The sequence below is a fragment of the Kribbella sp. NPDC006257 genome (assembly GCF_040613535.1).
GTDB lineage: Bacteria > Actinomycetota > Actinomycetes > Propionibacteriales > Kribbellaceae > Kribbella.
The window spans coordinates 85,593-112,055 of the sequence record NZ_JBEXSJ010000022.1 but is presented as its reverse complement, the minus strand read 5'-3'; the positions used below and the strand labels follow the sequence as shown (position 1 = coordinate 112,055).

The 26,463-nt window shown below is 67.5% G+C and carries 25 protein-coding genes; 3 read left to right on the top strand and 22 right to left on the bottom strand.

The features are described from left to right. Positions 1–3 precede the first annotated feature (3 nt). The 9 genes from ABZ004_RS25480 to ABZ004_RS25440 all read right to left on the bottom strand — a co-directional run bounded on the left by ABZ004_RS25480 (position 4) and on the right by ABZ004_RS25440 (position 10,045). Complete coding sequence (locus ABZ004_RS25480; RefSeq protein ID WP_355683427.1) at positions 4–918, bottom strand: TatD family hydrolase; 915 nt, start codon at positions 916–918, stop codon at positions 4–6. Positions 919–928: 10 nt separating this feature from the next. Continuing rightward, entirely contained in the window at positions 929–3,250 is a 2,322-nt protein-coding gene (locus ABZ004_RS25475) for a hypothetical protein (RefSeq protein ID WP_355683425.1), read from the bottom strand. Between the two features lie 95 nt (positions 3,251–3,345). After that, complete coding sequence (locus ABZ004_RS25470) at positions 3,346–3,774, bottom strand: SRPBCC domain-containing protein (RefSeq protein ID WP_355683423.1); 429 nt, start codon at positions 3,772–3,774, stop codon at positions 3,346–3,348. Positions 3,775–3,841: 67 nt separating this feature from the next. After that, entirely contained in the window at positions 3,842–5,596 is a 1,755-nt protein-coding gene (metG, locus tag ABZ004_RS25465) for a methionine--tRNA ligase (protein WP_355683421.1), read from the bottom strand. 346 nt (positions 5,597–5,942) lie between these two features. Beyond that, on the bottom strand, positions 5,943–6,851 hold the full coding sequence (locus ABZ004_RS25460) for an NADP-dependent oxidoreductase (RefSeq protein ID WP_355683420.1): 909 nt from the start codon (positions 6,849–6,851) through the stop codon (positions 5,943–5,945). 99 nt (positions 6,852–6,950) lie between these two features. Further along, positions 6,951–8,522, bottom strand: coding sequence for a methionine--tRNA ligase (gene metG, locus ABZ004_RS25455; protein WP_355683418.1), 1,572 nt, complete (start codon positions 8,520–8,522; stop codon positions 6,951–6,953). A 28-nt stretch (positions 8,523–8,550) separates the two neighbouring features. Further along, a complete protein-coding gene (gene rsmI, locus ABZ004_RS25450) occupies positions 8,551–9,396 on the bottom strand; it encodes a 16S rRNA (cytidine(1402)-2'-O)-methyltransferase (RefSeq protein ID WP_355683416.1) in 846 nt (281 codons plus the stop codon). Further along, entirely contained in the window at positions 9,393–9,809 is a 417-nt protein-coding gene (locus ABZ004_RS25445) for a PIN domain-containing protein (protein WP_355683414.1), read from the bottom strand. Before ABZ004_RS25445 ends, rsmI begins: the two co-directional genes overlap by 4 nt. After that, the gene (locus tag ABZ004_RS25440; RefSeq protein WP_355683413.1) at positions 9,806–10,045 is read right to left on the bottom strand and encodes a hypothetical protein; all 240 of its coding nucleotides are present in this window, start codon (positions 10,043–10,045) and stop codon (positions 9,806–9,808) included. Before ABZ004_RS25440 ends, ABZ004_RS25445 begins: the two co-directional genes overlap by 4 nt. 217 nt (positions 10,046–10,262) lie before the next feature. Here ABZ004_RS25440 and ABZ004_RS25435 point away from each other — a divergent pair, with 217 nt between their 5' ends. Together ABZ004_RS25435 and ABZ004_RS25430 are read left to right on the top strand one after the other, a co-directional pair. Then, the gene (locus tag ABZ004_RS25435; RefSeq protein WP_355683486.1) at positions 10,263–11,801 is read left to right on the top strand and encodes a phospholipid carrier-dependent glycosyltransferase; all 1,539 of its coding nucleotides are present in this window, start codon (positions 10,263–10,265) and stop codon (positions 11,799–11,801) included. A 53-nt stretch (positions 11,802–11,854) separates the two neighbouring features. Next, positions 11,855–12,562, top strand: a complete 708-nt coding sequence (locus tag ABZ004_RS25430; RefSeq protein ID WP_355683411.1) for a hypothetical protein — start codon at positions 11,855–11,857, stop codon at positions 12,560–12,562. Here the strand turns inward: ABZ004_RS25430 and ABZ004_RS25425 are convergent. The 8 genes from ABZ004_RS25425 to ABZ004_RS25390 form a co-directional block, all read right to left on the bottom strand. Then, positions 12,556–13,215: a DUF1707 domain-containing protein gene (locus tag ABZ004_RS25425; protein ID WP_355683409.1), complete on the bottom strand. Its 660-nt coding sequence runs from the start codon at positions 13,213–13,215 to the stop codon at positions 12,556–12,558. The genes ABZ004_RS25430 and ABZ004_RS25425 overlap by 7 nt on opposite strands. A gap of 20 nt (positions 13,216–13,235) precedes the next feature. Then, positions 13,236–14,387, bottom strand: a complete 1,152-nt coding sequence (locus ABZ004_RS25420; RefSeq protein WP_355683408.1) for an MFS transporter — start codon at positions 14,385–14,387, stop codon at positions 13,236–13,238. A 134-nt stretch (positions 14,388–14,521) separates the two neighbouring features. Next, complete coding sequence (locus tag ABZ004_RS25415; protein WP_355683406.1) at positions 14,522–15,340, bottom strand: DUF364 domain-containing protein; 819 nt, start codon at positions 15,338–15,340, stop codon at positions 14,522–14,524. A gap of 54 nt (positions 15,341–15,394) precedes the next feature. After that, complete coding sequence (locus ABZ004_RS25410; RefSeq protein ID WP_355683405.1) at positions 15,395–16,447, bottom strand: pyridoxal-phosphate dependent enzyme; 1,053 nt, start codon at positions 16,445–16,447, stop codon at positions 15,395–15,397. Further along, positions 16,444–18,090 (bottom strand): ATP-binding cassette domain-containing protein, encoded by a 1,647-nt coding sequence (locus ABZ004_RS25405; RefSeq protein ID WP_355683403.1) that lies wholly within the window; start codon positions 18,088–18,090, stop codon positions 16,444–16,446. The genes ABZ004_RS25410 and ABZ004_RS25405 overlap by 4 nt, the downstream gene beginning before the upstream one ends. Next, positions 18,087–18,758 (bottom strand): ABC transporter permease subunit, encoded by a 672-nt coding sequence (locus ABZ004_RS25400; RefSeq protein ID WP_355683401.1) that lies wholly within the window; start codon positions 18,756–18,758, stop codon positions 18,087–18,089. The genes ABZ004_RS25405 and ABZ004_RS25400 overlap by 4 nt, the downstream gene beginning before the upstream one ends. A 203-nt stretch (positions 18,759–18,961) precedes the next feature. Next, positions 18,962–19,900: an ABC transporter permease gene (locus ABZ004_RS25395; protein WP_355683399.1), complete on the bottom strand. Its 939-nt coding sequence runs from the start codon at positions 19,898–19,900 to the stop codon at positions 18,962–18,964. After that, positions 19,901–21,433 (bottom strand): ABC transporter substrate-binding protein, encoded by a 1,533-nt coding sequence (locus tag ABZ004_RS25390; protein WP_355683397.1) that lies wholly within the window; start codon positions 21,431–21,433, stop codon positions 19,901–19,903. Positions 21,434–21,673: 240 nt separating this feature from the next. On the opposite strand from ABZ004_RS25390, the gene ABZ004_RS25385 reads away from it, so the two are divergent. After that, a complete protein-coding gene (locus ABZ004_RS25385; RefSeq protein WP_355683395.1) occupies positions 21,674–22,855 on the top strand; it encodes a DUF6236 family protein in 1,182 nt (393 codons plus the stop codon). Here the strand turns inward: ABZ004_RS25385 and ABZ004_RS25380 are convergent. From ABZ004_RS25380 to ABZ004_RS25360, 5 genes are all read right to left on the bottom strand, one after another. Further along, positions 22,849–23,409: a MarR family winged helix-turn-helix transcriptional regulator gene (locus ABZ004_RS25380; protein WP_355683394.1), complete on the bottom strand. Its 561-nt coding sequence runs from the start codon at positions 23,407–23,409 to the stop codon at positions 22,849–22,851. The genes ABZ004_RS25385 and ABZ004_RS25380 overlap by 7 nt on opposite strands. 71 nt (positions 23,410–23,480) lie before the next feature. After that, a complete protein-coding gene (locus ABZ004_RS25375; protein ID WP_355683393.1) occupies positions 23,481–24,437 on the bottom strand; it encodes a CopD family protein in 957 nt (318 codons plus the stop codon). 23 nt (positions 24,438–24,460) lie between these two features. After that, positions 24,461–24,973, bottom strand: a complete 513-nt coding sequence (locus tag ABZ004_RS25370; protein ID WP_355683391.1) for a copper resistance CopC family protein — start codon at positions 24,971–24,973, stop codon at positions 24,461–24,463. 2 nt (positions 24,974–24,975) lie between these two features. Continuing rightward, positions 24,976–25,659, bottom strand: a complete 684-nt coding sequence (locus tag ABZ004_RS25365) for a YcnI family protein (protein ID WP_355683390.1) — start codon at positions 25,657–25,659, stop codon at positions 24,976–24,978. Between the two features lie 61 nt (positions 25,660–25,720). Then, entirely contained in the window at positions 25,721–26,278 is a 558-nt protein-coding gene (locus tag ABZ004_RS25360) for a hypothetical protein (RefSeq protein WP_355683388.1), read from the bottom strand. Positions 26,279–26,463: the final 185 nt, after the last annotated feature.

Genomic DNA, 26,463 nt, shown 5'->3' with positions numbered 1-26,463 from the left:
TGTCTACCAGGTCCCGCCGAAGGCCCGGTTCGCGTTGTCGGACAGAGCTTCGCAGAGTTCGGCGACCGAGATGTTCAGCACGCCGGCCATCTTGCGGACGGTGTGCGGGATCAGGTACGACGCGTTGGGCTGTCCCCGGTGCGGTGAGGGGGTCAGGTACGGCGCGTCGGTCTCGACCAGCACCCGATCGAGCGGCGTCACCGCGAGCGCGTCCCGCAGCGACTGCGCGTTCTTGAAGGTCACCACGCCGGCGAACGACAAGAACGCCCCGCGCTCGACGCACTTGCGGGCGAACTCGGTGTCGCCGGAGAAACAGTGCATCACCACCCGGTCCGGGACGCCCTCGCGGTCCAGCAGGGCCAGGATGTCGTCGTGCGCGTCCCGGTCGTGGATCATCAGCGTCTTGTCCAGCCGCTTCGCGAGCTCGATGTGCGCGGCGAACGACTCGTGCTGGGCAGCCCTTCCGTCAGGCCCGGTCCGGAAGTAGTCCAGCCCGGTCTCCCCGATCACGCGAACCTTGTCCGACGACTTCGCCAGCCGCTCGATCTCGGCCAACGCCTCGGGCAGCTCACCGGCAGCCTTGAGCCGCGGTGCCTCGTTCGGGTGCAGCGCGACGCCGGCGATCAGGTTCGGGTACTGCTCGGCGGCCTCGACCGCCCAGAGCGCACCGGGCAAGTCGCATCCCACCTGGACGATCCGGGTCACGCCGACCGACGCGGCCAGCTTGATCGCCTCGGCGGCACCCAGCCAGGCACCGTCCTCGCCATCGGCGATGTCCAGGTGGCAGTGCGCGTCGACCACACTCATCGGCAACGGGTCCGGCACCGCGGGCCGGGTCCGGTCCCGCGACCGCCCGTCCTCTCCGACGGCAGCACGTTCCCGTGTCGGGCGATCGACCTCCACATTGTCGGTAGACATGAGGACCAGCCTACTTAAGCCGGTAGATCCGGATGTCCTTATTACTGAAGGCCGGTACTGCGAGCTTCTCCAGCGCGGGTGATACCGGTCCGGCCCGCAGGTCGGCCACGATCCAGTCCACCCCGACCTTGTTCCGAAGCCTGGTCAGCAACTGGGGTGTCGGCCGCTCGATCGCGTTCAGGCTGTCCTTCAACCGATCCGGCCAGGGCGACGGCCGCTTCAGGAAGCTGGCGTCGCTGACCGCGCCGAGGTTCGCCGGCGTGTAAGCCCAACCACCCAGATAAAGCTGTACGCCGCTCAGCCCGGACACCCAGTAGGCGTCGTCGTTACAGCCCGGCCGGTACCGCGCGGGCAGGCAGAACACATTGGTGACGGCGACCTCGTCCTTCTTCCTGTGCTTGTGCAGCCACAACATCGCGGCCTGCTCGTCCTGAGTGAGATACAGCCGGGACGTCTCGTCCGGAGCCGGCCGGGACTTCACCATGCTCTCGACCCCGTTGCTCAGGCCGGCCACCTGAGCCGGTAGCCCGGCCGCGATCGTCAGCACGATCAGCTGCAGACTCATCGCGGCGGCGCCTCGCGCCCGATTGACCAGCAGAATCACCAGCGCGCCCACGGCCGCCAGGATCCCGAAGGGCGCGAGCAGACCGGCGGCCGCATCCGCGACAGTCTTCGTGTCGGGTTTCGTGGGCCAGAAGAGATAGAGCGCGCTCGCGGTGAGAATCCCCGCCCACGCCGTGATCACCAGGCTCAGCACATCCGCCCGCTCGGCGAGATCGGCGCCAAGGGCAACGACCGCGACCATTCCGAGCGCGAGCACGCCGGACAGGAAGTAGTACTCCGAATAGCCGGTCTGCGAGAGCACCAAGGTGACCCCGCCGCCGGCCGCCACGCATCCCCCGAACCACCAGTACGCCGGATCCCGTCGTACCGGGGTGTTGGTCAGGCCCAGCAACGCGAGCAGCCTCGGGGCCTCGATGACCAGGTACCAGACGACCAGGATGACGACGAACAGGATCATCCGGGGATCGCCGCCGGCCGCGGACGGGATGATCCAGCCGCCGGTGGCCGGATACGACCTGTCGCCGGTCACGGCTTGATAGAAGGGCTGGACCCGCAGAGCGGCGAAGAGCTGGAGCTTGCTGCCCTGCGCGCTGCCGACCAGGGTGAACGCGGAGACCAGCAACAAGAGTCCGACGATGCCGCTCAGGACGATCAGGCGCCAAGGCGGTCGGCGCTGCGAGAGCCAGTCGCAGATTCCCGCGAAGATGCAGCCGACCAGCATGAGCGGGAGCACGGTCGGCTTCGTCCCGGCGGCCAGCCCGAGGAGCAGGATCATCGCGACCCAGGTGCCGGGACCGGATTGCCGCCGGACGATGAGCAGCGTCGGCCCGACGAGCGCCAGCAGGACGACCGCAGCCATCGTCCCGGTCGGAGACTGCACGACCTGCGAGCCCGCCAGGTTGACGATCGGAGTCTCCGCCAACTGAAGACAACCGGGCAGTACGCCGGCCAGAACCCCCGCGAGCGGGCCGACCCATTTCCGGTCGCTGAGTGCCTCGCCGGCCGCCCACCCGACGAGGACGAGAGTGATCACCATCGTGACCGGCCACAGGTGCAGCAACGCCTGCGGCGGATCGACGTCGGACATCACAGATCCGCTGGCGATCGAGGCGGAGGCGAACCAGTGGTAGATCAGCGGCTCGCCGAGAACCGAGGGATCGGGTGGCGGGATGTGGTAGGAGAGCACTTGCACCAGCCCGAGCTGGTACCAGAAGTCCTGGTTACGCCCTGCGGCTTCCGGGGGCAACGGAATCGTTCGCAGCAGGGTCGCCACGGTACGGAGTACGGCGAGAATCAGGCTCGCCACCAGGACGGCGTGCCACCAGCGAGGCGGGGCGGGCGCCGTACCGCGTAAGCCGAGATGTGGGCGCAGCTCGGGGACCAGGACGAAGGTCAGGAGGAGTAGGCCGACAGCGAGCCATTGGAGCAGCGGCAGGCCGATCGCAGTACAGATTGCCCAGATCGCCAGTTGCCAGGCGAGGCCGAGGACCGCACCGAAGCCGAGGTCCTGGGTCACCGACCGACCGCCGGCCAGCAGCCGCCACAGCAGCGTGCCGGGAAGGAGGACGGCCAGGAGCCAGGTGATGAAGAAGCGGATGGCCTCGCCGCCGGAGTCGCCGATCGCGGCCAGCAAGAGGACCGCGCTGAGCGGGACCAGCAGCCAGTACCCGACCAGTCCGAGCCCGAGCTGCGGTGCTGGCCGGGTGGTTGCTGGGGCAGGTTCGGGCCGAGCATCCAGCGCCGCGCCGACCCCCGTCGCGCCGGTCATCACAGGTAATGATGCCCGAGACCCGCCAGAAGTTCGGTCAACCGCGTTCTGCAGCAACGTGCAGGGCGCGGCGGACGGCGTACCGGCAGGCCAGGTCAGCCGCGTTCGGCGGCCTCCTTGACGCCGCTCACGAGCATCTCCCACATCCCGCGCGAGTGCTCGGCCTCCTCCTCGCTGGCGTTGTTGTCCTGGCTGAGCGACAGATGCGTCGAGGTGCCGCGGTCCTCCAGCTCGTAGGTGAGCGTGTGGTAGTTCTCCGGCACATCCGGCTGACCTGTCAGCGGGCTGTAGTGGGTCACCTTGAGCAACCGCCCCGGATCGACCTCGATGATCTCCCCCTTGTCCTCATACTCCTTGCCCTCGTACACGCCCTGCCAGACGATCGAGCTCCCCGGCTGCCAGTCGGTCTTCACGTCGGCCCCGAACATGAACTTCTTGATCTGCTCCGGATCCGTCAGCACCTCCCACACCTGGGCAGGCGACGCGCTGATCTCGGTCTCGGCCGTGGCTACATAGCCAGTCATGGTTCCAACCTCTCGTCGATACCCCCGACGCTAGTCGCCTCCTCCCGGTACCTCTTGTAAGAAAGCGTCAAACCAGCCGGGCCAGCTCCTCGTCGACCACCGACGGTGCCAACTTGGTGAAGATCGGCGACGGCGGCGGCACCTTCGTGCCCGGTACGACGGGGCGCGAGGCCCACCCCGGTTGCGCCGAGTAGTCGCCCGTGATCACCGGATACCCCGGACCGCCGTCCAGATCGGCTACCTCGCGGATCTCCGGTCCGGGCGCGAAGGTGCCGGTGCCACCGAGCGCCTCGTGGACCCGCTGGGCCGAGTGCGGCAGGAACGGCGCAAGCAGACGATTGCTATCGGCAACCAATTGCGCGGCGACGGAGAGGATCGTCCCCTTCCGCTCCGGATCTGACTCCTTCCACGGCGCCTGCTGCGACAGGTATTGATTCGCGTCGCCGGCGACCCGCATCGCCTCGGTGATTGCCTGCCGCAACCGTTGCCGCTGCAGGTGCTCCCCGACGGTCGCGAAGGCCTGCCGGCCCGCTGCCAGTACGGCGTGATCGGCGTCGGTGAGAGCCACCTGTTCGGGGATCGCGCCGAAGTTCTTCGCGATCATCGAGGCGGTCCGGTTGACCAGGTTGCCCCAGGTACCGACCAGCTCGTCGTTGTTGCGGCGGACGAACTCGGACCAGGTGAAGTCGGTGTCGTGGGCCTCCGGACCGGCGACCGAGATGAAGTACCGGAGGGCATCCGGGCCGTAGCGTTCGAGGACATCGCGGACGTAGATCACCACCTGGCGGGACGAGGAGAATTTCTTGCCCTCCATGGTGAGGAACTCGCTGCTCACCACCTCGGTCGGGAGATTGAGTACGCCGTACCGGCCGGGTTTTTCGTTGTAGGCAAGGAGTTCTGCTGGCCAGATCTGGGCGTGGAAGGTGATGTTGTCCTTGCCCATGAAGTAGAACGATTGGGCGCTCGGGTCGCACCACCAGGCGCGCCAGGCGTCGTCGTCGCCGGTGCGGCGGGCCCATTCGATGCTGGCGGAGAGGTAGCCGATGACGGCGTCGAACCAGACGTAGAGCCGCTTGTTCGGGTTCTCCTCCCAGCCCGGCAGTGGGACCGGGATACCCCAGTCGATGTCCCGGGTCATCGCCCGCGGGCGCACGTCGTCGAGGAGGTTGGTGGCGAACTTGAGCACGTTCGGCCGCCAGTCCGTCCTGGTCTGCAGCCAGCCGCCGAGCTTGTCGGCCAGCGCCGGGAGGTCGAGGAAGAAGTGCTCGGTCTCGACGAACACCGGGGTCTCGCCGTTGATCCGGCTGCGCGGATTGCGGAGTTCGATCGCGTCGAGCTGGTTGCCGCAGTTGTCGCACTGGTCGCCGCGCGCACCGTCGTACCCGCAGATCGGGCAGCTGCCTTCGATGTAGCGATCCGGCAGAGTGCGCCCGGTCGATGGCGAGATCGCGCCCATCGCGGTCTTGGTGACCAGGTAGCCGTTGCGATGGATGGTGCGGAACAGTTCCTGCGCGACGGCGTGATGATTGCGCGTCGTCGTACGGGTGAAGAGGTCGTAGGAGAGTCCGAGGCCGTGCAGGTCTTCGACGATGACCCGGTTGTAGCGGTCCGCCAACTCCTTCGGCGAAACGCCTTCCCGCTCCGCCTGCACCAGAATCGGCGTGCCGTGCTCATCCGTCCCCGACACCATCAGCACGTCATGCCCGGCCATCCGCTGATAGCGACTGAAAACGTCGGAAGGAACGCCGAACCCCGAAACATGCCCGATATGCCGGGGCCCATTGGCGTACGGCCAAGCAACCGCTGCCAGTACGTGAGTCATGCCGCCGACTGTAAGGCGACCCCATCGCCCGCGCGACGGAATTCCGCGTCAACCTCAGGGCTTGCCACCACCCGCACTCTGGGCTTGCCACCACCCGCACACTCCCGCCCCCACTCGCGGTGCCGATCTCCACTTACCGGCTGGGCGAGTCGAGCCGGGTAGTGGCCGGTGGCGGCCTGCGCTCAGGGCGACAGTGCGGCTCAAGATGGTTCCAGCAGAGATAGTTTCTCCAGTGGAACCATCTTGCGCTCAGTTTTAGAGCTGGACGACGAGCTCTCCGCTGCCCTCGGAGATCTCTACGGCTTTGGCAGCGAGCCCGAGGCCGGCGGGCGGGCGGGCGACGGAATTAGGGCTTGAGGACGAGCTTTCCGGGGGCGTGGCCGGCTTCGGAGATCTCGGCGGCCTTTGCGGCGTCGGCGAAGGTGAAGGTTTCGCCGATGCGTGGCTTGAGCTTGCCGGCCGCGGCGAGCTGGAGGTGCTCGCGGAGGCCGGCTGCCTGTACGTCGGGAGGCGTGCCGCCGCCGGAGAACGGGACGCCCAGGTCCTGAGCAGCCATGTCGGCAATCGTGACGATGCGATCCGTTCCGCCGCGCAGCTCGATGGAGTCCGGCAGCGCGCCCTTGCCCGCGACGTCGTAGACGGCGTCGATACCCTGCGGCGCGACCGCGTGAACCCGCTCGACCAGACCGTCGCCGTACGCGACCGGGATGGCGCCGAGCGAGCGCAGGTAGTCGTGGTTCGCCTCGGAGGCGGTGCCGATCACGGTCGCGCCGAGCGCCACCGCGAGCTGGACGCCGACCGCGCCGACGCCACCAGCGGCGCCGTGGATCAGGATCGTCTCGCCGTGCTTCAGGCCGAGCAGGCGAAGCACCCGGGCGGAGGTCTCCCCGGCGACCGGGATGGCCACGGCGTCGGTCCACGAGACCTCGGCCGGCTTCTTGGCGATCGCACCGGCCAGGGCGTACTCCGCGAAGGAACCGGTCTTGGCCCAGCCGACCACCTCGTCGCCGACCGCGAACTCGGTCACTCCGTCGCCGACCGCATCCACCACACCTGCGACCTCGATGCCCGGGACGACGGGGAAGACTGCCGCCTCGGCGTTGAACCAGCCGTACCGCAGCTTGTAGTCCATCGGGTTCACTCCGGCGGCCCGAACCGCGATCCGGACGTCACCGGGACCCACCTGCGGTTCGTCGACCTCGAGCGTGTGCAGCACCTCGGGACCACCGAACTCTTCGTAAACGACCGCTTGCATGAGAGACCTCCGCTGGAGATGAGTTGATGCTTCAAGTTTGTGTTACTTGAAGCATCAATCGTCTCCGCGCTGAAGGTATTCCCGATCGTCAGAAGATTCTTAAGCCTCGACCTCGGCCAGGCGGGGGAAGAGGGCGTCGCCCTTGACCAGGACCGAGCCGGCCGGGAGCTGACCCCAGGTGCCGGCGTCCTGGACGCGCTGGTCCTTGAGCGGGCCGAGCTTGGCCTCGGCGCCGAGCAGGGTCCAGAGCTTGGCGGCCGTCTTCGGCATCGTCGGGTTGTGCAGGACCGCGACAGCGCGTAGTACCTCGGCCGACGTGTACAGGATGGTCGCCAGCCGGGCGCGCTGTGCCTCGTCCTTCGCGACCTTCCACGGCTCCTGCTCGGAGACGTAGCCGTTCACCGCGCCGACCAGGTCGTTGATCGCGGTCAGCGCGTCGGAGAAGGCGAGCGTGTCGATCGCCTTGTCCGCCGCCACGACCGTCGAGGCCAGCTTGTCGGCGAGTGCCTGCTCGGCCGGACCGTGGTCGGTCGCCTCGGGCAGTTCGCCGTCGAAGTACTTGCCGACCATCGCGGCGATCCGGCTGGCCAGGTTGCCCAGGCCGTTCGCCAGCTCCGAGGTGTAGACGGCGTTCAGGTGCTCCCAGGAGAACGACCCGTCCGAGCCGAACTGGATCGTGCGCAGGAAGTAGTACCTGAAGGCGTCGGAGCCGAAGTGGTCGGTGATCTCGGCCGGCGCGATCGCGGTCAGCTTCGACTTGCTCATCTTCTCGCCGCCGACCAGCAGCCAGCCGTGCGCGAAGACCTGCTTCGGTACGGCGACGCCGGCGGCCATCAGCATGGCCGGCCAGATCACCGCGTGGAACCGCAGGATGTCCTTACCGACCAGGTGCACGTCGACCGGCCAGAGCTGCTCGAACCGCTCCGGGTCGGTGCCGTAGCCGGCCGCGGTCACGTAGTTGAGCAGCGCGTCGATCCAGACGTACAGCACGTGGTCCTCGTCCCAGGGCACCGGAATGCCCCAGTCGAAGGTGGACCGGGTGATCGACAGGTCCTGCAGGCCCTGCTTCACGAACGAGATGACCTCGTTGCGCGCGCTGGCCGGAGCCACGAAGTCAGGCTGCTCCGAGTACAGCTCGAGCAGCCGGTCGGCGTACGCGGACAGCTTGAAGAAGTAGTTCGTCTCCGAGACCGTCTCCAGCTCGGTGCCGTGGATCATGCACCGCTGGGTGCCGTCTTCGTCGGTGCGGATGTCGGCGGGGAGCTTGAACTCCTCACAACCCACGCAGTACAGGCCTTCGTACTCGCCCTTGTAGACGTCGCCCTTGTCGTACAGCGTCTGCCAGAAGTCGCGGACCCGGTCGGTGTGCCGCTTCTCGGTGGTCCGGATGAAGTCGTCGTAGTCGATGTCGACGTCGACCCAGGCCGGCTTCCAGGACTCCTCGACCAGCTTGTCCGTCCACGCCTGCGGGGACATGCCCTGCGCCTCGGCGCTGCGCAGCACCTTCTCACCGTGCTCGTCGGTACCGGTCAGGTACCACTTGCGCTCGCCGCGCTGGGCGTGCCAACGGGTCAGGACGTCCCCGGCCACCGTCGTGTAGGCGCTGCCGATGTGCGGCGGGGCCGTGACGTAGTAGATCGGGGTGGTGACATAGAAGGACTTCTCGGGCATGGCTCAAGCGTAGTGCGCCGTGCCAGTGCTATTTACCAGGGTTCCGCGCAGCAAGCACGGCGTCATAAACAGTTCTCTTCGGTACGCCGTACCGCTTGGCCACGTCGGCAATCGCCTCCTTGCGCGGCGTACCGGCTTCCTCGTCAGCAGCCACCTCGGCCGCCAACTCCTCGGGACCCAGCTCCCGGGCCGACGGGTCCGCACCGGCGACCACGATGGTGATCTCGCCGCGCACCCCGTCGGCGGCCCACTCGGCCAATTCGGCCGCAGTACCGCGCTTGACCTCTTCATACGTCTTGGTCAGCTCGCGGCAGACCGCCGTCCGCCGGTCTTTGCCGAGCGCGTCGGCCAGATCCTGGAGCGAGGCGGCCAGCCGGTGCGGCGCCTCGAAGAAGATCATCGTCCGCTGCTCCCGGGCGAGCTCGGTGAACCGCCGCGACCGCTCGGCCGACTTCCGCGGCAGGAACCCCTCGAACGTGAACCGGTCCACCGGTAGACCGCTCAACGCGAGTGCCGTCAACACAGCAGACGGACCCGGTACGGCGGTCACCTGGAGGCCGGCCTCGATCGCCGCCGCCACCAGCCGGTACCCCGGGTCCGAGACACTCGGCATCCCCGCGTCCGTCACCACCACCACGGTCTGCCCCTCGAGCATCGCGGCCACCAGCTCCGGCGTCCGCTCCCGCTCGTTCCCCTCGAAAAAGCTCACCACCCGGCCCTGCACGACGATCCCCAGCTCGCTCGTCAGCCGCTTCAACCGCCGCGTATCCTCCGCGGCCACCACGTCAACTTCCGCCAGCACCCGCCGCAACCGCCCCGAAGCATCCGAAAAGTCCCCAATAGGAGTCCCCGCCAACACCAATCGCCCGGTCACGGCAGCAGCGTAAACGCATCGACATGCCGAGGCCGGACGATGTGGAAGTGCCGTTGGTCAAGCGTCGCGATCTCCCGTACACCGATCTCCTCCGCGATCGCCACCACGGAGGCATCAGCCAGACCGAGCGGCAGATCCGCATAGGTGTCCATCAGTTCGGCGATCCGCAGTAGTACGTCGTCACAGTCAGCGAGGGTGAAGTCTCCAGCCGCCAGCGAGTAGACGAAGTCGGCCTCGACCTTCGGACCTGCCTCCCGCTGGATCAAGTAGCAGACCTCCGGAACAACGAAACTCGGCACAACGAGTTGCTCGCCTCCGAGGTGGGCGGCAGCGAACATGTCCACACATGATCGGTGGTCGGCATCGCGGGACAGGACGGCCGCAACGAGCGGGCCGGTGTCCACAACGATCACTGGCGCTTGCCGAACTCGTCTCGCAGGATCTCCTCGCTCCGCGCAGCGATGTCGGGGCTGCTGCCCTCCGCAGCACCGAACCATGCCGGCGGCCAGGGGCGCGGACCGGTTGAGTTGCGCCGGCGCATTGCCAAGCGGTGCCGCAAGATCTCACGCATGTCGGGCACGAGCTCAACGGCCGCATCCTCCGGAAGCGCGTCGATCATCGCATGCAACTCTTCTCGCGCGGTACTCATGTGCCTCAGTGTAGAAGGCCCGGCGGATGTTTTTGCGGTTATCCACAGACCCGCTGGCCACGCGGAGGAGCAGTTCGACTGGGGCGTCCGTACGATGGCGGGCGTGACTGCCGTGATCGATGACGACACCGCGACGCCCGCCGAGCCGCGGGAGACGCTCGGGCGCGACGTACGGGGGCGTCGGCTGCCGCCGCTCAAGGAGCGGTTGTACCCGCCGATGCCGCGGGATTTCGAGGGTGGCTGGATCGCGACGCTGGCGATCACCGCGATGGCCGCGATCCTGCGGTTCTGGAACCTCGGCAACCCGGTCAAGTTCGTCTTCGACGAGACGTACTACGCCAAGGACGCGTACTCGCTGCTCAAGCACGGGTATGCACTGCAGTTCATCGACAAGCCGGAGGGGGCCGCCGACAAGGCGATCCTGGCCGGCAACCTGGACGTCTTCAAGGACACCCCGAGCCTGACCGTGCACCCCGAGGTCGGCAAATGGATGATCGCCGCCGGTGAGCAACTGTTCGGGATGAACACCTTCGGCTGGCGGTTCATGCCGGCCCTGTTCGGCACGCTGACCGTGCTGCTGCTGATCCGGGTGGTCCGCCGGATGACCCGCTCGACGCTGATCGGCTGTATCGCCGGCCTGCTGCTCGCGGTCGACGGCCTGCACTTCGTGATGTCGCGGGTCGCGCTGCTCGACATCTTCCTCGCCTTCTGGCTGGTCGCCGCCGTCTCCTGCCTGGTCGCCGACCGGGACTGGAGCCGGCGCCGGCTGGCGGACTCGTTCGACCAGAAGGCCGAGGGCGCGATCGGCCGGCTGCTGCTGTTCCGGCCGTGGCGGCTCCTGGCCGGCGTCTGCTTCGGGCTCGCGCTCGGCACCAAGTGGAGCGCGGTCTGGGTGATGGCGGGGTTCGGGCTGCTCACCTTCGCCTGGGATCTCGGCGCGCGCCGGATGATCGGCGTACGGCATGCGTTCTGGAAGTCCGCGCTGGTCGACGGCATCCCCGCGTTCCTGAGCATCGTGCTGGTCGCCGGGATCACCTACACCGCGACCTGGACCGGCTGGCTGCTGCACGACAACGCCTACGACCACGACTACGCGTCCAAGAACCCGGCGCACGGCGTGATGAAGATCGTGCCCGACGACTTCCGATCGCTGATCCACTACCACCAGGAAGTGCTGGCGTTCCACACCGGCGACTACATCAGGAACGCCACCCACCCGTACCAGTCGCACCCGGCGGGCTGGCCGATCATCGCCCGGCCGATCGGCTTCGACGCGGTCAACGACATCAAGCCCGGCCAGCCCGGTTGCACCACCAAGAACGGAGAGAACTGTCTCTCGGTGATCTCAGCAGTCGGTACGCCGTTGCTGTGGTGGGGTGGCGCGCTGGCGCTGCTCGCGGCCCTGGTGCTCTGGATCGGCCAGCGGGACTGGCGATTCGGCGTCGCCATCGTCGGCTACGTGACGTGCTGGGTGCCGTGGTTCGCCTTCGACGACAGACCGATCTTCTTCTTCTATGCGGTGACGATGATCCCGTTCACGGTGATCGCGTTGTCCCTGGTACTGGGCAAGATCCTCGGCCCGGCCAGAACCGCGCTGCAGACCGCCACCCCGCGCCGGCTGATCGGCAGCGCGGTCGTCGGCGCCTTCGTCGTCCTGGTCGTCCTCAACTTCGCCTACATCTGGCCGATCCTGACCGACAAGGTTCTCCCCCACTCCGCCTGGCTCAACCGCATGTGGTTCAAATCCTGGATCTGACCTGAACCGGCCAGCACCGGCCGTGGCCGGCTGAGGTTGCCTACCTTCGGCTCATGCGCGTCGCTCCGGTTGTCCTGATCGTTCTCGCCCTGCTCGGTGCCGGCTGCTCCTCGAACACGCCCGCCGCGGACGGGCCGCCGACCACCCCGACTCCCGCAGCGACCCCGACTCCGAAGCCGACACCGAAGGTGGTGGGCCGGGTGTTGCCGGTCAAGATCACCGGACCGGGCCAGCAACCGCTCCAGCAGGCCGACACGATCGGGCAGGCGGACCGCGACGCCGCTATGCCGCCGTCCCGCCAGATCATGTTCAACATGATCGACCAGACCGACGCCGTGGCGGGCTACAAGGCCGCCGGCTCGGTCGAGTGCCCGGGAGACGGCCCGGTGATTCAGCCGGACGCTCAGACCCAGTGCTCAGTGCGCTATCGCAATCTGAAGGTCCGCTGGATCGTGCGGATCGACTCCAACTCCGACCGGACCGGCCGGTGGGTGATCTACTTCCTGAGCCCACTCGACGCAGTCCTGCTGCGCAAGGCGGTCTACAACAGGTTCTGGACCGAGTTCCACACCAAGGGAACAGAACTGCGCTGTGGCCAACTGCCCGAGATTCAGCGGGTCAAGGTGTACGTCGACACCAAGAACCGCTGTCAGTACCTGCCGCCGGCCGATTCGGACGGCGTTCGTCAGTGGCAGGACGTCAAGGTATGGGTCGGTGACTCCGGAGTACGTGTCGACTACTCCGGGCCGCCGGCTCAGTGACCTAGGTGGCCTCGGTTTTTTCTGCGGTGGCGGCGGGAGCTGGTTTGGCCGCCGACGCCGCCGAAGAGGGCTAGGCCCTTGACTACGACGGTGGGTGCGTTGGGGTCGGGGTCGTCGCCGCCGCGGGCCGCGAAGCCGCCGAAGATGCCGACGCCCTCGTTGCGGACGTTGACGCTGTCCGGGACGGTGATGTCGACGCCGCCGAAGATCGCGATCGCCCAGATCGTCACCTCGCGACCCTCGAAGACCGCGTCGGTCATGTCCAGGTCGTAGCCGCCGAAGATGCACAGCGCGTTGGTCCGCCTCTTGACCCGCCACCGGCCGCGGCGCTCGCCACCGCCGAAGATGCCGACCACGGTCTCGAAGCTGTCCTGCGGATTGGCCGGCTCCTCGATCGGCACCGGGCTGTTCGACGGCGCTGCCGCGGCCGCCGGCCGGTACACCTGCCCCGGTACGGCGAGGTCCTGGGTGATCGGCTCCAGTTCGCCGATCGTGCGCGCCTTCAGCGTCTGCTCGAGCCGCTCGGCATGCTCGTCCTGCGTCAGCCGCCCGGTCATCAGCGCGTCCCGCAGCACCTCGACGACCTGGTCACGGTCGGTGTCGGAGGCGCGGAGATGCGCGTGCGGGTGCTGTGGCTCGGGCAGGTTTTCCATAGGACCGAACGATAGTCCTGTTACCGGCGCACCCGGAACGCAAAAAACAGCGCGAGGAGGGTGATCATGGCGAAAGCCAGGGCCGTACCCGGGTAACCCCCGAGCCCGAGACCGAGTCCGCCGACCGCGGCGCCCAGGAAGACGCCGAGGCTCATCCCGGCCGCATTGATCCCCAACGCCGATCCGCGCAGCTCTCCGCTTCGGCGTACGAGCAAGGTCGTGACGCAGGCGGCGACCGTTGCGTGGCTCGCGCCCATCAGGGCGGTCAGCGCCAGGGTCGACGGCAGCGTCGGTGAGAAGTAGAACGCCGTCACGCTGACCAGCGCGACGCTCACTCCGAGCACCAGCAACTTCTCCGGCATGATCCACGGCCGCTCAGCCGCGAGGTAGCGGCCGGCGAACAGATTGCCGACGAAGAACGACGCCCCACTGAGCGACCAGACCAGCGCGAACCACCCCGGCGCCAGCTCGAACTTATCGCCGTAGAACGCTGCCAGATAAGCCAAATACCCCATGAACGCGGCCGTCCGCAGCAACGCCACCGCGAGCAGCGGAAGCGCCCCAGGGATCCGAGCCAACGCCCGGTACGTCGCCACGTACCCGATTCGCTCAGCCCGCGCCGATCCCTTCCGCCCCCAGCCACGCCAGAAGAACGCCGCCGACAACGCCAACGAGATCACCGAAGCGGCGAGCAGATTCCCCCGCCATCCCCAGACCAGACCCGGTACGGCGAGCACGGGCGCAGCCAGCATTGCCATCATCGACGTGGTCGCCGAGACCAGCGTCGCAGCCCGGCCCGCTGCGGCCGGCGACTTGAATCTGTCCGCGGCGGCGGCGCCGATCGACGGGCCGAGGATCGAGGTCGATGCCCCGATCAACAAACAGAACGCGGCCAGCGCATACACGTTGCCGATGGCACCCAATGCCGCCGAGATCCCCAACAATGCAAGGCCGCCCGCAGCCACGAGCTCACGAGCCAGCCGATCGATCAGTGGCGCCAGGGCGACTCCGACGAGCAGTGCGGCCAGTCCGCCGAGCCCCCGCAGCCCGCCGATCTCCGCTACGTTCCCGCCCGCCGCGGCCGCGATCGGCACCAGGTACATGCCGAACACGGTGAACGGGATCAAGCTGACCGTCGAAGCCAGCAGGAACGGCCACAATCTCCGGGCCATCCGCAGATCCCCGGGCACCGCGGCCGGCGCCGCGCTAGCCGGGGCCGATGTCGGGTTAGCCGGGGCAGACGTCGGGCTGGCCGAAGCCGGGATCGCGGGGGATTGCAGGGTTTGCGCCGAGGAGTTGTCGGTGCTCACGTCCGTGGGTCTCCGTCCTGGGAGTGATAGCGGTACAAGCTCGTCGGGCGGGAGCTGAACTGGGAAAAGGGAAACGGCTCCGCAGACAGCGCAGTGACACCGGAGCCGAGGAAGGCGCGCACCACCGCCGCGCCGGTCTGAGCATAGACCGCCAGCGGCTTCTCTTGCTGACGGCAACGACCGAGCAGGACGTCGAAACTGCCGTTACTCAAGGTCATTCCGGTCGCCACGACAGCATCGGCGGCGTCGACAACCTCCGTCATGTCGCGGGAAACCGGCAACCCGGAGGCGGTACGCGCCAGGTTGAAATCACAAGGCAGACAAGTTCCGCCGCGTTCGGTGATTGCGTCGACCAACGGGTTCACCACGCCGATCAACGCGACCTTGGTGCCGGGCCGGACATCGAGGAGACCGGCGACAGCGGCATCCCGGGCCCGCGCGCGGACGTCCGGCGTACCGGCTGGGAGGACGACTTCTTCTGCATCAGGGGCGGTGTGATGCGGCTCGACCGATGCGAGGTAGGCGTCGAGGGCGGCGATGCGGACGGGGAGCGGGGCGTCGGCGATCAGCTTGTCCAACGAGAGTCCGGACGTCTCCTCGCAGTACGAGGGATCGAGTTCGCCCGCCTCGAAGGAGCACGCGCCGAAGACCTCGCCGACTCGCAGCAGCACGTAGTAGTTCCGGTAGGTGACGTCCGCCCCCGGCAGCCGAGTCGTGTGGTGCAGCCAGAACGCACTGATCACCGACAGCTCAGAGGGCGCCGGATCGCGTTCTCCCGCCAGAACAGATTCAGCTAACAAGGCAACAGAGGTCATGGCAGATCAGCCAGCCTTTCGGCGTCGTAGGTCAGCCCCGTCACCTGGGCAACATTAATGCGACGGGGTCGCAGATGGGAACTGCTGGTGGTGGAACTGGGCCGACTTGCGCCGGTCCCAGGACATCGCGGACCACGGGACCGCGAGGTCGTCCAGCGAGTCGATCTCGCGCGGCCGCATGGCGTCCATCGGGCGCGCCTCGGCATGCCGGGCAAAAGCCGACTCGACGTACCGGCTGCCGGTGTCGGCCGCCAGGAACACGTGCTTGCGGCTGCTGTCGCACTGGTGTTCCCAGAGGGCGGACAGATACGCGGCACCCGCGGACAAGCCGGCGAACACGCCCGACGTACGGAGCAGGTCCACCGCGGCGGACATCGCGTAGTCGAACGAGACCCAATGCAACCGGTCGTACAGCTCGTGCCGCACGTTCTGGAACTCGATCGAGCTGCCGATCCCCGCGATGATCATCTCCGGGTCCTGGGTGTGCCCGGCGCCGAACGTGATGCTGCCGAACGGCTGCACGCCGACCAGGTTCACGTCGCGACCGCGATCTCTGAGGAAGGCCGCGATCGCGCCGGTCGACGCGCCGGTGCCGACGCCGCCGACGAGGCAGAGCGGGCCGGTCGGCACCAGTTCGTCCACGAGATCCGCGACCGCGCCGTACCCGAGGTAGTGGATGTCGTCGTGGTACTGCCGCATCCAGTGGTACGACGGGTTGTCGCGCAGGATCTCGCCGATCCGGCGGACCCGCAGGTTCTGGTCGAGCTGGAGGTTGTTCGACGACGGCACCTGCTCGATCGTGGCGCCGAGGATCTCGAGCTGGATCTTCAGCGTCCGGTCGACCGTGGTGGATCCGACGATGTGGCACTTCATCCCGTAGCGGTGGCAGGCCAGCGCGAGCGCGTGCGCGTAGATGCCGCTCGACGAGTCGATCAAGGTGTCGCCGGGTTTGACCGCGCCGCTGTCGAGCAGGTGCCGGACCGCGCCGAGCGCGGAGTACACCTTCATCGTCTCGAACCGCAGGCAGATCAGGTCGTCGCCGACCCGGATCGGATCGGGATCCTTGATCGCCTCCGCCAGATGGTCGTGCAATCGGGAAGGCTTCATGCTTGCGTTTCGCTCCTCGTGTCGGCACAACTGGTCAGCACGGGCGGAGGCTGCATTTCCTGTACTACGTTCGTCGGTACGCCGGGCGCCTGGTCGCCAGGCGATCCAGGTCCGTCTCGGCCGAGGTGGGCGGCTTTCACCAGGCGTTTGGTCGTCTCGTGGGTCGGCGTCGCCATCACTGTTGCCGGGGCACCCTCTTCGATCACTCGGCCTGCGTCCAGAACCAATACGTGATCGGCGACCGCGGCGACCAGGCCTAGGTCGTGGCTGATCCAGATCAGGGCTGTTCCTGCGTTCTTCAGCTCGGTCAGTAGCTCTACGACGAGCGCGGTGCCGTTCTCGTCCAGCGCCGTGGTGATCTCGTCGCAGATGAGGACGTCCGGATGAGCGAGCAGAGCACGGGCCAACGCGGCTCGCTGGAGTTCACCACCGGAGAGCTGACTCGGCGGTCTGGCGGCGATCATCGCCGAGACACCGAGTCGCGCGAGGGTGGCGACGGCTTCGGCTTTGGCTTGCGATTGGGTGAGCCCGCGCAGGCGTTCCGCAGTACGGGCTACTTGGTCGTCAACGCGACGGCGTTCGTCGAAGGAACCGCGGACTTCCTGCCAGACATATTGGACCCGCCTGACCTGTTCGGGGGACCGCTTCCGCAGTACCGGAAGTTCCTGACCTGACAGGGTGATCCGGCCGCTCCGGCGTTCGTGCAGACCGGCCAGCGAACGCGCGAGCGTGGTCTTGCCACTGCCGGAACGACCGACGACGCCCACGCAGCCACCGGGCGGCACGGCGAGATCGACCTCCTGCAGGATCGGGTCGCGCCCGCGGGTACGCAACGAGGCGGACAAGTTCATTGCCTTGAGCAACGGCGTTCTGCCGCCCGTGGTTCCCGGTCGCGAGCTGATTTGTGTTGCAGCTGGAAGAACATCCGTCCCACCCGCGGCGATCACCCGGCCGGCATCCAGCACCACCACGTACTGCGCGAGCGCACGAACCAGGTCGAGATCGTGACTCAGCAGCAAGATCCCCAGCCCCTGCTCAGCCAGCTCCTTGAGCTCAGTCACCAACTGCAGCCGGGTGATCGAGTCCAGCCCCGTACTCGGCTCGTCCAGCACCAGCACCCTCGGCCGGCAAACCAGCGCCTGAGCCAACGCCACCCGCTGCCGCTGCCCACCCGAGAACTGATGCGGAAACCGCCGCCGATCAGCTCGACCAGCAGGCAGCTGAGCCGCCCGCAATGCTTCTGCAACAACCTCCTCGCCAGGATTGTGCAGACTCCCGAGCTCCCGCAGGACAGCACCGATTCGTCGCGCCGGGTTGAGCGCGCTGCCCGGGTGTTGTGGCATATAGGCGACGACGCGCCCCCGGACGGCCGCCGCCGCGAGCGTCACCCCGCCCCCGCCGTCCGGTCCCGCCTCGCTGCGCGGAAGCAGCACGCTCACACCGTCTACCGTCACCTCGCCCGACAAGCGCACGCCGTCGCCGTGTTCGCCGAGAAGCGCGAGGGCGGAGGTTGTCTTCCCCGAACCCGAAGCACCTACCAGCGCCGTCACCTGCCCGGGCCAGATCGTGAAGTCGACTTTGTCTACGAGGATGGCGGTGCCTGCTGTCGCGGACAGGCCGCGGACCTCGACCAGGGGGTTCACCTGGGCACCTCTGCCAGGCGGCGGGTGTGGTGGACCAGGCGGTCGGCTAGGAGGTTGAAGCCGAGGGTGAAGGCTACGAGCATGAGAGCCGGCGCGACGACGGCCCACGGTTGGAGGAGGATTCCTTCGCGGTTGCGGGAGACGCTGACTGCCCAGTCCGGTGCTGTGGGGCTCAGGCCGAGGCCGAGGAAGTTGACTGAAGCAACAAGGAAGACGGCGAGGGTGATCCGGGTGCCGAGGTCCGCGGCGACCGGACCGAGCACCGCGCGACCGACGTACCCGAGCTGGATCCCCACCCAACTCTCCCGCTGCATCCGCAACGCCTCGACCACCGGCCCACTCGCCGCATCCAACGCGGCGGCTCGCACCAGCCGGGCAACCGTCGGAACGTTGACCATGGCAACAGCCAACGTGATCGCCAACGGCGAAGCACGCCAGCCGACGGCGACCACGCTGATCACCAGCAAGGACGGCAGCGGCAACAACACATCCAGCGGACGAATCAACACCTCGTCAACCCACCGATGCCGGGTCGACGCCGCAACCAACCCGATCACTCCGCCGATCAAGTACGCGATCACCACAGCCCCCAGCGCCATCCCCAACGCCGTCCGCCCACCAACAAGCAACAGCTGCAACACGTCCCGCCCCAGCCCATCCGTCCCCAACCACCCCCCACCCTCATACGGCAACCCACGCCGCACATCCACCCGAACCAACGGCCCAAAAACTGCCACCCCCAAGGGAACCAACACCAGCCCCGCAGACACCACCAGCGGCGTCCGAGCAGCGATCCAACCCCAACCCCGCCGCCTCGGCAGTTGATCGGGCGCGGGCCGCCCCACCCCCTGACCATCGGGCTCGCCGGGCGTCATCGGAGGAGCTCTGTTCGGGGGACCAGGCGGTTGCAGATCAGGTCGGCGGTGAGGTTGATCAACAAGGCAGCGACGGCTAGGGCGAGGGTCAGGCCTTGGACTACGGGGATGTCTCGGGTTTCTACGCCGTTGACCAGGGCTGTGGCGAAGCCGGGGATGGCGAAGATTGCTTCTACTACTAGGACTCCGCCGAGTAGGGTGTCGCCGGTTCTTGCCAGCTCCTGGACGCCGGGAACAGCAGCGTTGGGCAACACATGGCGCAACAACAACTGCCTTCGTGGTACGCCGAGGCGGCGGGCCTGTACGACGTAGTCGGCGTTGAGCGCGTTGATCGTGCCGGCCCGCACCTGGCGAGACAGCAGGCAGACCGTCCGACCGAGCAGAACAGCAACCGGCAGCACCAGCAACACAGGACTTACCAGCACGTCCCCGCCGACCCACGTCGCCGGAAGCCAGCCGAGCTTCAGAGAGAAGACAGTCACCAGCACAACCGCGATCACGAAGTCCGGGATCGCACTCAGCGCCAGCGTGATCGACGTGATGACCCGATCGACGCGACTGTTCTCTCGCGTCCCCATCAGCAACCCGAGCGCGACAGCGGCCGGCACCACAACCGCCAACGTAGCCACCGTCAGCACCAGCGTCGCCCCGACCGACGCCTTCACGATGCCGAGCACCGGCCCACCGCTGATCAGCGACGTCCCCAGATCACCGCTCAGCACATTCCCGAACCAGTGCACGAACCGCTCGAACGCAGGTTGATCCAACCCGAGCTGCGACCGCAACCGCGCGATCTGGTCAGGCGTGAGCGTCTCGGTGAACCGCATGTCGGCGGCATCTCCCGGTAGCAACGCGGTCAGCACGAAGACCAGCACCGACAGGACAACCAGCTGCACGATCGCCAACAAGGCCCGCTGAGCGGCGTACGACCGCATTCAGGCCAGCCACACCTTGTCGAACCGGCCGGAGTCGAGCGTGTTCGGCGGCACCGCCTGGACGCCCTGCACCTTCGACGAGATCGCAACCAGAAAGTCCGGATGCCCCCACGCGAGAATCCCGCCCTCGTCCCGCAACGTCTTCTGCAGTACGCCGTACTTCGCGGCGCGCACCGCCTCGTCCGTCTGCACCTGGGCGGCTGCGAACGCGGCATCGAAGGCCGGCCGCCGCCAGTGCGTCGCGTTGAACGGCGACTTGGAAAGCAACCGATCGGTGATGTACTGCGGAATCGGCATCGCGCCCGACCGGTGACTCCCGATCACACCCTTGGTGAGCAGGTCCTTCGCATAGGTCTGCGCACTCCCGGTCGTCACCTTGAGCTTCACCCCGGCCTCGGCAACCTGCTCCGCGAACAAGGTGGCCGCCTCGACGAAACCGGCCGAAGCGTCGGAGGTGAAGATCTCCAGCTCCTTGCCGATCAACCCGGCCTTCTTCAGCAACGCCTTGGCTTGCTCGACGTCCCGTTCCCGCTGCGGCAGGTCGGCCGCGTAGTACTGGAATCCCTTGCCGAACAGGTCATTTCCGACCACACCCCGGCCCGCGAGTACGACGTCGACCAACCGCTGCCGATCCGCAAGCAGCTTGAAGGCGAGCCGGACGTCGGGGTTGTCGAACGGCGGCTGGTCGACCTTCATCACGAAGGCCTGCGTCGTCGATCCCTTCGCCGCCACGATCTTGACCGTCTTTCCGGCCTCGGCCGTTCGCGCGAACGTCGCGGTCATCTCGTTCGCGTACTCCGCCTGGCCGCCCTGCAACGCGTTCGCCCGGGCCTCCGCATCCGCCGAGAGGATCTGCAGCTCCTCAAGTTTCGCGGTGCCGTCCCAGTAATCGTCGAACCGGGTAGCGACCATCGACCGGCCGGCCTCGAACGACGTGAACTTGAACGCCCCGGTCCCGTTCGGCTTGGCCGGATCCTTGAAGCCGTCGCGGACGATCTGGGTGCCGATTCCGGCCAGCAGCGCAGGGAATTCCGCGTTCGGAGCGGCCAGGGTCAGCTCGACCGTGTGCTGGTCGATCGCCTTGCATCGCCGAAGGTCCAGTGCGGCGAGCGAGGACTGAGCCACTCGCTCCGGCACGTTCGGGTCGGTGATGCGGGCGAGGCTGTAGAGGACGTCCTGGCTGGTCAGCGGTTTGCCGTCGTGGAAGGTGGCGTCGCGCAAGGTGAACCGCCAGGTCGCGGCCTGGGCGTCCGGCTCCCACTTGGCCGCAAGTCGCGGTACGGGCTTCAGATCCGGACCGAGCTCGACCAGCTTCTCGTACATCGCCTTGTGCCGCGCGATGTCGACGAACAGGCTCTGCAGATGCGGGTCGAGAACCTCCTTGGCGCCACCGCCGGCGAACACCGCGCGCAGCCGGCCACCCGCCTTCGGCGTGGCCGCCGGGCTGTCGCCCGAGCCGCACCCAGTAACCGCGGCAACCGCCAAACTGCCTGCCAGGCCTAGGAATCCTCGTCTGTTCAGAGCTTCGGACATCCGCATTTCCTTCACGGTGAGGGGGCTCCGACGAGGAGTGGTCGCCGGGTCGAATCCTGCCGTTAATGAAAATAGTTGTCAAATTCAGGCGCATCTGAACGGACGTCCTTCATTCTTCCGGGCTCCCCCGGCCCACCGTCGGCCGTGACGGCGTGTCACCGCGATCTACCGCCGAGTACTCGCAGTCACGGTGCGTCGGCGGTATCGTCGCGACGAGGCAGGGAGGGACTGGGGAGGGCGATGCACGAGGCCGGGTTGTACTTCCCGTACGTCGACGTCCGCGACGACGACTGGCTCAAGCTGGCGATGCTCTACTGGCCGCGCATCTATCGAATCGTCCCGCCTGACTACCCGATGCGCGAGAGCCGGACTGCCCAGGACTTCCGTCGGGCGGGCTTGCTCGGCGCGGTGGATCCGATCCTGGGCTCCGATGCCGTTGCGATGATGGCAGCCCTGATGAGGATCGAGTTCTTCACGACCTTGGCGGAGAACGCCGACGCTCTCGACAACTACAGCACAGCTCGGGCGAAAGCCGAGTTCGACGGCCGGCCGTCGTTCGGCCCGCCGCCTGACGACCGGCTCGACCCCGCGCTCGGCTGGCTGCACAGCACGAAGGTCTCCTTCGCCGAAATCGTCGACCTCCGCCGAGCCGGGCTGGCGGAGTACGGGCCGCGGCTTCCCCTCGGCGAACAGTGGGTGGGCCTGCATCCCACCCTCGCGGGCGCCTACATGACTGCCCTGGCCAATGAGATCGCAGGCAGCTTGGCCCTGCAACCGTTGACCGATCAGGCGGATCTCCGGATCGTGGCACCGAACGGCGGCGTCGCCTCCGCGCTCGATCTTCTGGTCGGCCGGTCGCCTGACCGTCCCAGCGAGCCGGCGGCGGTCGACGAGTACGTGATGCTCGCGCTGGAGTGTGTTCGCCCGAAGACACTCGGCGGAGTCTCCGCCAAGCAGATCATCCGCTGCCGGAAGAACCTCGCTGGCGAGTTGGCCGACTTCCGGGCTTTCGTCGAACAACAGAACGCAGAACTGGCCGCCATCACCTCATTGCCGCCCGGACAGCGGAAGCTCGACGCCTTCGCCGACCATGTGCGCGACACGGTCGAAGCTCCGTTGCAGAGACTCGAACGAGGTCTGCAGCTGCACAAGCTGGACACTGTCCGGACGATGCTCGTCACCGGAACCCTGGCCACTCCCCCGCTGGCAAGCTTGGGGCTGGACCATCTCGGAGCAGGAAGCACCATCGGGATGTCGGTCGCGACTGTCGCCGGGATGGGTGCCGCCTGGTGGCAGGTCCATGCGGCCCGTGAGTCCGTACGCCGGAGTTCGCCGCTCTCCTACCTGCTCGACGTCCGCGACAAGCTCACCCCGAAGACCATCGCCGGCAGATTCCAGCGCATCGTCAAGGGCAGCTACTGAGCGATCAGCGGCCGGCCACCCACGGCAGCGGCTTCGGGAGCACGCTCGGCAGCATCTTGGGGATAGGGGACTTCGGACGGGTCCGGGCGGCAGAGGTCGCGATACGGGAGGTCCGCCAGGATGCGGTCGAGAAGGCCGGCGAGTAGGTCCTGCTCCTCACGGCTGAGTTTGTCGAGGAGATACGTCCGTACTGCGTCGACGTGGTCGGGCGCGGCTGCCTCGACAGCGCCCCGGCCCGCGTCGGTCAGCCGAACCATCGAGCCGCGGGCGTCGGACTCGCACTCCTCCCGGGTGACCAGGCCGCGCTTCTCCATCCGGCTGACCTGGTGCGACAACCGGCTCCGCTCCCAGCCGATCGAGCGGCCGAGATCGCGCGTTCGCAGTACCCCTTGATCGGCGGTCGACAGCGGCTGCAGCAGGGCGTAGTCCGCCCCGGACAGCCCCGAGTTCCTGAGCAGCCGCGTCTCCAGCGCACTGAGCAACTCGCGGTAGCTGTCCCGGTAGGCCTGCCAAAGATGCGCCTCTCGCGCATCCAAGCCCCGGATCTCCGCCATCAAGCTGTTCCTAACTTCTTTAAGAGCCACCTATTCTACCGGCCATCGTTGACATATCACCGAGCTGAAACTCAAGGTGTGCGCGAGAGGGCAACCGCCAACCCGACCGTCCCCGCCATCAGCACGATCTCCCCCGCTGCCAGTCGCCAAAAGGCGGCCGGCCGATCCGCGAGCAACGGAAGCGTCGCCCGCCGATGCCACCAGCCGATGCAGACGAGCGCCGCGAACGCGACCGCCTTCGCAAACACCAGTGCCCCATACCCGCTGGTCACCCACTGAGTGATCAGCCCCCAGCCACCCTCCCGCCCATCAAGATGGATCTCGGCCGTCAGCAACCCAGTGGCTCCCACCGCAACTGCGCAGCTCAGCGCCAACGCACTGAACCGTTCGATTGCGGGCCGTTCCCGGGTGTAGCGCAGCAAGGCGCCCAGCCCACCGATCCACACGGTCGCCGCGAACACGTGAACAACCAGCGAGGCGGTCGCAAGCACTGACCACAAGTTGGTCCGCACGATCGCCTCATGCCCGTTCAGCAACGGCCCGACCACCGCGGCCGCCGCCAGCACCAGGCAGACCCGTGCGGTGACGACGGTCCGGCAACCACTGAGCACCACCGCAAGAATCGCCGTCAGCACGATAGTCACCGCCAACGACCTGACCTGATTCAGCCCGCCGGCCAGCGACGCGTGTTCACCAAGATGCGACAGCGGTACGCCGAGGATCACCGACGCGGTTGCCACCAGTCCCGCGAGACTCGCCACCGCCCAGATCCCAGCGGCAATCGCAGCGTCCTGAACCGCCCGAAGCCCTTGTGCTGCAAGCTTTCCTCCGTCGGAAGGCAGCAGCACCACCGCCCCGAGCAACGCCCCGGCGCACGCGATCGTCGCGACATCAGCCACGAACCGCAGTACGGGCAAGGCCCAGGAAACCGGCATGCTGGCGCCGGAAAGCCCAGCAGGCAGCGGTTTCGGAGCACCACCCGCAGCCAGCAGAGCGACCACCAACACGACGATGCCTACGGCAACCATTCCAACGCCGAGGTACCTCCTCATCACGCGGCGGGGCGGCGGCGGACGATCACGATCGCCAGCGCGACGACCACGAGCATCACCAGCACCATGGCGACGATCACCACGACGTTGGAGTTGTCCTTCACCGGCTGGGGCTGGCCGGTGGTCACCACACTGCCCGGCGCATGCCCGGCATGCGTGACCGTGAAGCTGGCAGAGACCGTGATCGGATGCCCGTCCGCGGACACGATCCGAGCGTCGACGGTGTACTTGCCGGCTTCGATCATCGGCCCGACCGGCTGGGTCACCAAGTTGTCGATCACCTGGATGTCGCCGGTGGACACGTTGTTGCCGGTCGGCGACTTCACCTGGACCTCGGCGCCGGTACTGCCGACCGGCTCGTTGAACGTCAGAACCACCTGCGTCGGCGGCGCCGCCATCGACGAGCCGTCGGCAGGCGTCATGGACTCCAGTTTGGCGTGCGCCGCCGCCACCCCGGTCGAGATGACCAGGGCGAGCAGCGACGCCACCAGCAACGCAGCGAGTCGACGCACGATTACGGCGTCGCCTTCCGCGACCGCAGCCCGAAGGCGAGACCGATCAGCCCGGCCAGCAACCCGGCGCCGCCGAGAATCCGCGCCAGGGTGTCCGAGTCGGACTTGGACTCGTCGGTCGTCGCGGCCACCGGCGTGATCGCGGCGGTCAGCTTCAGCGAGGGCGCCGGGTGCTCCGGCTTGTCGGCGCCGTCCTTGGTGAGCTCCACCCACTTCACCACCTCGCCGTCACTGTACGTCTGGACAGCGGGGAAGTTGAGCGAGTCGACGCCCTCGGGCAGCCGGCCGACCGACAGCGCGAACTCGTCGAAGTCGTTCGGCGGGACGCCGACGCTGCCCGGCACCGACGTCCAGGTGACCGTGGTGATCGCCTCGGTCAGCGTCACGTCGCCGACCTTGACCGGTGCCGCCAGCTTCTCCTTGGTCTTCTCGACCTTCCAGCCGGCTTTCACCTGCGCGCCGACGCTGGCGAACGGGTGATCCTTCGGCAACGTGACGACAAGCTTCGTCGTACTGGCCGTGTCGGACTCACTCGGGACCCGGAACACCAGCTTGGCGTAGCCGCCCGGTTTGGCGTCCGGCGACGAGACGGTGACGTGGGCCGACGCCGAGCTGGCGGCACCGACCAGGACGAGCGCCGAGGCCGCGGCGATCGCGGCAGCGCGGAGTACGAATCTCTTGGGCATGACTGATGGACCTCTCACGGGACACGGAAGTTCACCCGGCCGACGGGTGATCCGCGACCGGTCAGGACAAGGCGAGTGACACCTGTCCGTACGGCGGTCCGCGCCGCGATCCGTTCGAGTTCAGCCAGCGCTGGGTGAGCCGCGGCTCCGGTACTGCGGTCAGCAGCCGACGGATCACCGGTACGACGATGAGCGCCATCACCGGGAGCTCCGGGACCAGGCGCGCGAGGATCCGTAGTACGCGGGTGGCCCAGCTGTGGGCGTGGCCGATCAGTCCGACCCCGGCGAGCAGGGCGACCAGGTGAGCCACCGACATCGCGAGAGTGCCGCCGACCGTCATGTGCATCGGCTCGGTTGCCATCGGCATCGACAGGTCGTGCCCGTGATGGTGGGACGAGTTCAGCGTGAAGTGGACGATCAGCTGGACTGCCGCCAAGGCAACCACTGCGAGCTCTTCGCTGAGGAACTCACCGAGGAGCCAGCATGCTCCGGCGAGTGCGAGCAACTGTGGGACCAAGGCGAGCGGGACGGATCCGCCGGAGACCAGGACGTGTCCGGCCACCGCGACCGCGACGCTCAGCGTCACGACAGCAGAGGTCGCACTCGTCTCGGCACGCACAACCAATCACCTTCATCGTGGGCGGAGTCACCATCGTTCCACAGCCTCTACGAGTAGGTGGGCGACATTGGTTCCGGGAACGGTTACGGACCTTTCACACGGTCCGCGAAGCCCGTTGAACGCCATCCCGTCGTACACGATGATCCCGGCGAGATGCTCGGGATAATCGAGCGCGTACTTCCATG